The 5367-nt window shown below is 68.9% G+C and carries 6 protein-coding genes; 2 read left to right on the forward strand and 4 right to left on the reverse strand.

Annotation, left to right across the window (positions count from 1 at the left end; translation table 11 throughout):
* Positions 1-363, forward strand: a 363-nt coding sequence (locus WA965_RS07670) for a Ppx/GppA phosphatase family protein (protein WP_526447312.1), incomplete at its 5' end; no start/stop codon positions are given.
* Positions 364-403: 40 nt separating this feature from the next.
* On the opposite strand, the gene WA965_RS07675 is transcribed toward WA965_RS07670, so the two are convergent.
* Together WA965_RS07675 and WA965_RS07680 are read right to left on the reverse strand one after the other, a co-directional pair.
* Positions 404-868, reverse strand: a complete 465-nt coding sequence (locus WA965_RS07675) for a DUF4383 domain-containing protein (protein ID WP_526294202.1) — start codon at positions 866-868, stop codon at positions 404-406.
* Positions 869-942: 74 nt separating this feature from the next.
* Complete coding sequence (locus WA965_RS07680) at positions 943-2814, reverse strand: propionyl-CoA synthetase (RefSeq protein ID WP_526294203.1); 1872 nt, start codon at positions 2812-2814, stop codon at positions 943-945.
* Between the two features lie 36 nt (positions 2815-2850).
* Between WA965_RS07680 and WA965_RS07685 the strand changes: the two genes are divergently transcribed.
* Positions 2851-3717: an alpha/beta fold hydrolase gene (locus tag WA965_RS07685; RefSeq protein WP_526294204.1), complete on the forward strand. Its 867-nt coding sequence runs from the start codon at positions 2851-2853 to the stop codon at positions 3715-3717.
* Between the two features lie 82 nt (positions 3718-3799).
* Here WA965_RS07685 and WA965_RS07690 read toward each other — a convergent pair whose 3' ends face one another.
* The gene (locus tag WA965_RS07690) at positions 3800-4498 is read right to left on the reverse strand and encodes a response regulator transcription factor (RefSeq protein WP_526299696.1); all 699 of its coding nucleotides are present in this window, start codon (positions 4496-4498) and stop codon (positions 3800-3802) included.
* A partial coding sequence (locus WA965_RS07695) for a sensor histidine kinase (protein WP_526447314.1) occupies positions 4495-5367 on the reverse strand: 873 nt, incomplete at its 5' end. The genes WA965_RS07695 and WA965_RS07690, both read right to left, overlap by 4 nt.

The following is a 5367-nucleotide window of genomic DNA, read 5'->3' on the forward strand; positions in this document are numbered from 1 at the left end:
GCGCTGGCCGAGGCGCTGCGCCTGGTGCCCGTCGAGCGGGCCCGGACCTGGGTCGGGGTGGCGGGCACGTTCACGACGCTGGCTGCGCTCGCCAACCAGATGACCACCTACGACTCGGACGCCATCCACCTGTCCCGGGTCGGGTTCGGGGACCTGCTCGGTGTGTGCGCCGATCTGCTGGTGATGACCCGCCAGCAGCGGGCCGCGCTCGGGCCGATGCACGAGGGCCGCGTCGACGTCATCGGTGGGGGAGCGATCGTGGTGCAGGAACTGGCTGCCGCGCTGGGCGAGCGCGCGGGCATCAGCGAACTCGTGGTCAGTGAACACGACATCCTCGACGGCATCGCGCTGTCGATCGGGTGAGCGTTGGTCACCTCACCTCGGTGGGACCACGGGCGGTCGCCTACGCCGCGGACCGCATTCTGCGTGGTCGCCGCTTGGTCGGGTCGCGCTGCCCGGCCAGCGTGACCGCGAGCAACACCATCACGCCGCCGAACCCCGCGTGCAGCCAGTTGTCGGCGCTGTTGAAGGGCAGGACGTGGGCGCTGCTGCCGTGTTCGACGAGCATTCCGTAGAGCCACAACCCCAGGTAGATCAGCCCGCCGCCCAGCAGGTAGGCACGGGCGCCCGCATAGGAGCGGGCGAGGATGAATCCAGCGGCGCCGATCAGCAGGTGCAGGATGTTCACCAGCGCAGACACCAGGAAGGTGCCGAAAAGCATTGCGCCGGAGCGCGGCCCCACCCAGGCGAGCTGGTCGAGGTGAGTGGTCACCCCGGGAACGAAGCCCAGCACGCCGATCAATACGAGCACCGTGCCCACGATCAAGGCCGCACCCTGGACAGCCATGTACTTCGGCCTGCCAGCCATTCGGGCCTCCCGTCACATCACGTTATTGACGTGTGTGTTCAGGAGGTACCCACCCTCGGGTCGGGTGAACCTGGTCAGGACCGAAGAATCGGCGTGAGTGCGTCGAGCACCGCGGGATCCTCGATGGTGGAGGGCACCGGCTCGTCGCGGCCTGCGGCGATGCCGCGCATCGTCTTGCGCAGGATCTTGCCCGACCGTGTCTTCGGCAGCGCCGGGACGACGTCGACCAGCTTGAACGCGGCCACCGAGCCGATCTCGTCGCGCACCAACCGCACGAGTTGCTCGGCGAGGTTGTCGGTGGCGGCGCCCGCCTTGACGACCACCAGCCCCCGCGGGGCCTGCCCCTTGATCTCGTCGGCGACCCCGATCACCGCGCACTCCGCCACCGACGGGTGGGTGGCGAGCACCTCCTCGATCGCCCCTGTCGACAGGCGGTGCCCGGCCACGTTTATCACGTCGTCGATGCGGCCCATCACGAACAGATAGCCGTCCTCGTCGAAGCGACCACCGTCACCGGTCAGGTAGTAGCCGGGATGTTCGGACAGGTACGACGCCTCGAACCGGTCCTCGGCGTTCCACAGCGTGGGCAGCGTGCCGGGCGGCAACGGCAGCCGGATGCAGATCGCGCCCTCCTGGCCGATCTCGCAGCCGTTCCCGTCGTCGTGCAGGATGTGCACGTCGTACCCGGGCATCGGAACGGTGGGCGAGCCCGGCTTGAGTGGAAGTTGTTCGGTGCCCATCGGATTGGAGGCGATCGGCCACCCGGTCTCGGTCTGCCACCAGTGGTCGATCACCGGGATGCCGAGCTTGTCGGTGGCCCAGTGGTAGGTGTCGGGGTCGAGTCGCTCCCCGGCCAGGAACAGATACTGCAGTGCTGAGAGGTCGTAGTCGGCGAGGTATTTGCCTTCCGGATCCTCCTTGCGAATGGCCCGGATCGCCGTGGGCGCGGTGAAGAGCGCCTTCACGCGGTGCTCCGACGCCACCCGCCAGAACGCGCCGGGATCGGGGGTGCCGACCGGCTTGCCTTCGTAGAGCACCGTCGTCGCGCCCATCAACAACGGCGCGTAGACGATGTAGGAGTGGCCGACCACCCAGCCGACATCGGAGGCCGCCCAGAACACGTCCCCGGGCCCGATGTCGTAGATGTGCTGCATGCTCCACAGCAACGCGACCGCGTGCCCGCCGTTGTCGCGGACGATGCCCTTGGGCTTGCCCGTGGTCCCGGAGGTGTAGAGCACATAGAGCGGGTCGGTGGCCGCGACAGGCACCGCCTCGACGGGCGACGCGCTCGCCATCGCGTCTTCCCAGTCCACGTCGCGACCCTCGACGAGGTCGCAGCGGTGCCGATCTCGTTGCACCACAACACAATGCTGCGGAGGGTGGGACACCATCGCCACCGCGGCATCGAGCATCGGCTTGTATTCGACGACCCGGGTCGGTTCGATCCCGCACGACGCGGACACGATCACCGTCGGCCGGACGTCGTCGATCCGCACCGCCAGTTCGTGCGGCGCGAACCCGCCGAACACCACCGAGTGCACCGCACCCAACCGGGCGCAGGCCAGCATGGCGATGACGGCCTCGGGGATCATCGGCATGTAGATCACCACCCGGTCGCCGCGGCCGACACCGAGGCCGCGCAGCGCACCGGCGAACCGGGCGGTGTGGTCGAGCAGTTCGGTGTAGGTGTAGGTGCGCTTGGTGTCGGTGACCGCGGAGTCGTAGATCAGCGCGGCCTGCTCGCCGCGCCCGTTCTCGACGTGGCGGTCCAGCGCATTGGCGCAGGTGTTGAGTTCGGCGTCGGGGAACCAGCGGTAGAACGGCGGATGGGTGTCGTCGAGGATGCGCTGCGGCTCGCGGGTCCAGGTGACCGCGGTGGCCGCATCGGCCCAGAAGGCGGCCGGATCATTGATGCTGGTGTCGAAGAGGTCGCGGTACCGGGGCATACCAAACGGTAAACCCTTCCCGTTAGTCTCAGGGGCATGACGAACCAACCCCCGCCGATCGGACAGGTGCGCAGGAGCTTTGTCACCGCCCGAGGGGTGCGATTCCACGTGACCGAGGCCGGTCCGGCCGACGGTCGTCCGGTCCTGGCCCTGCACGGTTGGCCGCAGCATCACTACGTGTACCGGGATCTGCTGGCCGACCCGCCGCCGGGAATGCGGATCATCGCCCCCGATCTGCCGGGCTACGGGTGGTCGGGCCCGGCGCCGCACCGGTGGGCGAAGGAGGACGTCGTCAGCGATCTGGTGGCGCTGATGGACGCTCTCGGGCTGGATCGGGTGCTTCTCGTCGGGCACGACTGGGGCGGCTTCCTCGGCCACCTGCTGAGCTTGCGGGTGCCCGAGCGGATCGACGCCTACCTCGCCCTGAACATCGCCCATCCGTGGGTTCCGCCGGCGGTGATGGCGCGGCACGCGTGGCGGTTCCTGGTCTACCAACCGTTGATCGCGATCGCGGGGGTCCCTGTCCAGACGCGCACCACCTACCTGGATCGGTTGTACCGGTCGGCGTCGGATATCGACCCGCAGACCGCACACGTCTACACGGACCGGTTCCGCGACCCGGTGGTCGCCCGCACCGCGCGCGACACCTACCGGACGTTCCTGTTCCGGGAGATCCCGAAGCTGGCCCGCACTGGGGAGCGACGGCGGGCGACGGTGCCGATCCGGGTGCTGTTCGGAAGGGACGACATGGCGATCGCGCCGGATCTGGCCGCCGCCGAGACGGCGCGTGCCGACGACTACACGGTGGAGTTCGTCGACTCCGGGCACTTCATCGCCGACGAGCGTCCGGACCTGGTGCGTGCCAGGCTGATTGCGCTGGCCGCCGAGGTCCCCGCGTCCTGAGCCGCGGAATAGCATTCCTGGCTGCGGCCGGGACTGGAATCACAGCCAGGAACGCTATTCCGCGGGGGCGGGACGGGCGCGCTCAGGCCTGGAAGCGGTAGCCCATACCGGCCTCGGTGATCAGGTGCACCGGGTGTGACGGGTCGGCTTCGAGCTTGCGCCGCAGCTGCGCCAGGTACACCCGCAGATAGTGGGTCTCCTTGGCATAGGCCGGGCCCCAGACTTCCTTGAGCAGTTCGTCGCGGCCGACGAGCTTGCCGCGGTTGCGTACCAGCATCTCGAGCATGCCCCATTCGGTCGGGGTCAGGTGCACCTCCGCGCCGTTGCGGGTGACTTTCTTGGCGGCCAGATCGACGGTGAACGACGACGTCTCGACGACGGGCTCGTCGGTGTCGGCGGCTGCGGCGGCCCGGCGTACCGCGGCCCGCAGTCGGGCCAGGAACTCGTCCATGCCAAAGGGTTTGGTGACGTAGTCGTCGGCGCCGGCATCGAGCGCCTCGACTTTGTCGGCGGAGTCGGTGCGCGCGGACAGCACGATCACCGGGGCCGTGAGCCAACCGCGCAGTCCGGCGAGCACCTCGATGCCGGACATGTCGGGCAGGCCGAGGTCGAGCACCACCACATCGGGACGGTGATCGGCGGCCACCCGAAGTCCCTGAGCCCCGTTCGTGGCGGTGTGCACCTCGTAACCGCGCACCGACAGGTTGATCCGCAGCGCACGCAGGATCTGCGGTTCGTCGTCGATGACAAGAACCCGAGTCTTGGCCGGCACGGTCGTCATGGCGCACCGTCGTCCGGCGGTGCGGCGAGGTCGATCTCGATCGTCAAGCCGCCACCTGGGGTGTCCGTGGAGGCGATGGTGCCGCCCATTGCTTCGACGAAACCGCGGGCGACCGAAAGGCCGAGGCCGACACCGATGCTGGTGTCGTGATCGCCGAGTCGCTGGAACGGTGCGAACAACTGTCCTTCGTGACCGCGGGCGATGCCGGGTCCTTCGTCGGCGACGGCGATCAACACCCGCTCACCCAGCCGCCCCGCGGTGACGCGGACCGGACGGTCGTACGAGTAGCGCAGCGCGTTGTCGATGACGTTGGCGAGCACGCGTTCGAGAAGTCCGCTGTCTGCCAGCACCACTGAGTCGTTCACCTCGATCTTCACCCGGCCCAGCGAGCTGCTCCCGATACCTCTGGTGCCCTTGTTGATTCCGAGGAGCGCGCGCGGAACCGCCTCCTCCAGGTAGACCTTGCGCAGCTCGGGACGCACCACGCCGGCAGCCAGGCGCGACGAGTCCAGCAGGTTGCCTACCAGCGCGGTCAGCTGGTCGATCGACTCCTCGACGGTCGCCAGCAACTCTGCGGTGTCCTCGGGGGAGAAGCCGACATCGTCGCTGCGCAGGCTCGACACCGATGCTTTGGCGGCGGCCAGCGGGGTGCGTAGATCATGGCTGACCGCCGACAGCAGGGACCGGCGCAGTTCGTCTGCCCTGGCGATGGCTTCGGCCCGGCCCGCCTCCTCGGTCAGTTCCTTCTGGGTGACCAGCCCGGCCGCCTGGTTGGCGACAGCCCCGAGCACCCGGCGGTCACGGGCGGTGAGCCGGCGTCCGGTCATCAGCAGCCGGAACGCGTCGGGGTCTTCACCCGAGCCGACCTC

It is taken from the genome of Mycobacterium sp. (assembly GCF_049683935.1).
Lineage (GTDB): Bacteria > Actinomycetota > Actinomycetes > Mycobacteriales > Mycobacteriaceae > Mycobacterium.

Excerpts from the sequence above, each read along its gene's own strand:
- WA965_RS07675 (WP_526294202.1), bottom strand. The coding sequence starts at position 868 with ATGGCTGGCAGGCCGAAGTACATGGCTGTCCAGGGTGCGGCCTTGATC.
- WA965_RS07680 (WP_526294203.1), bottom strand. The coding sequence starts at position 2,814 with ATGCCCCGGTACCGCGACCTCTTCGACACCAGCATCAATGATCCGGCC.
- WA965_RS07685 (WP_526294204.1), top strand. The coding sequence starts at position 2,851 with ATGACGAACCAACCCCCGCCGATCGGACAGGTGCGCAGGAGCTTTGTC.
- WA965_RS07690 (WP_526299696.1), bottom strand. The coding sequence starts at position 4,498 with ATGACGACCGTGCCGGCCAAGACTCGGGTTCTTGTCATCGACGACGAA.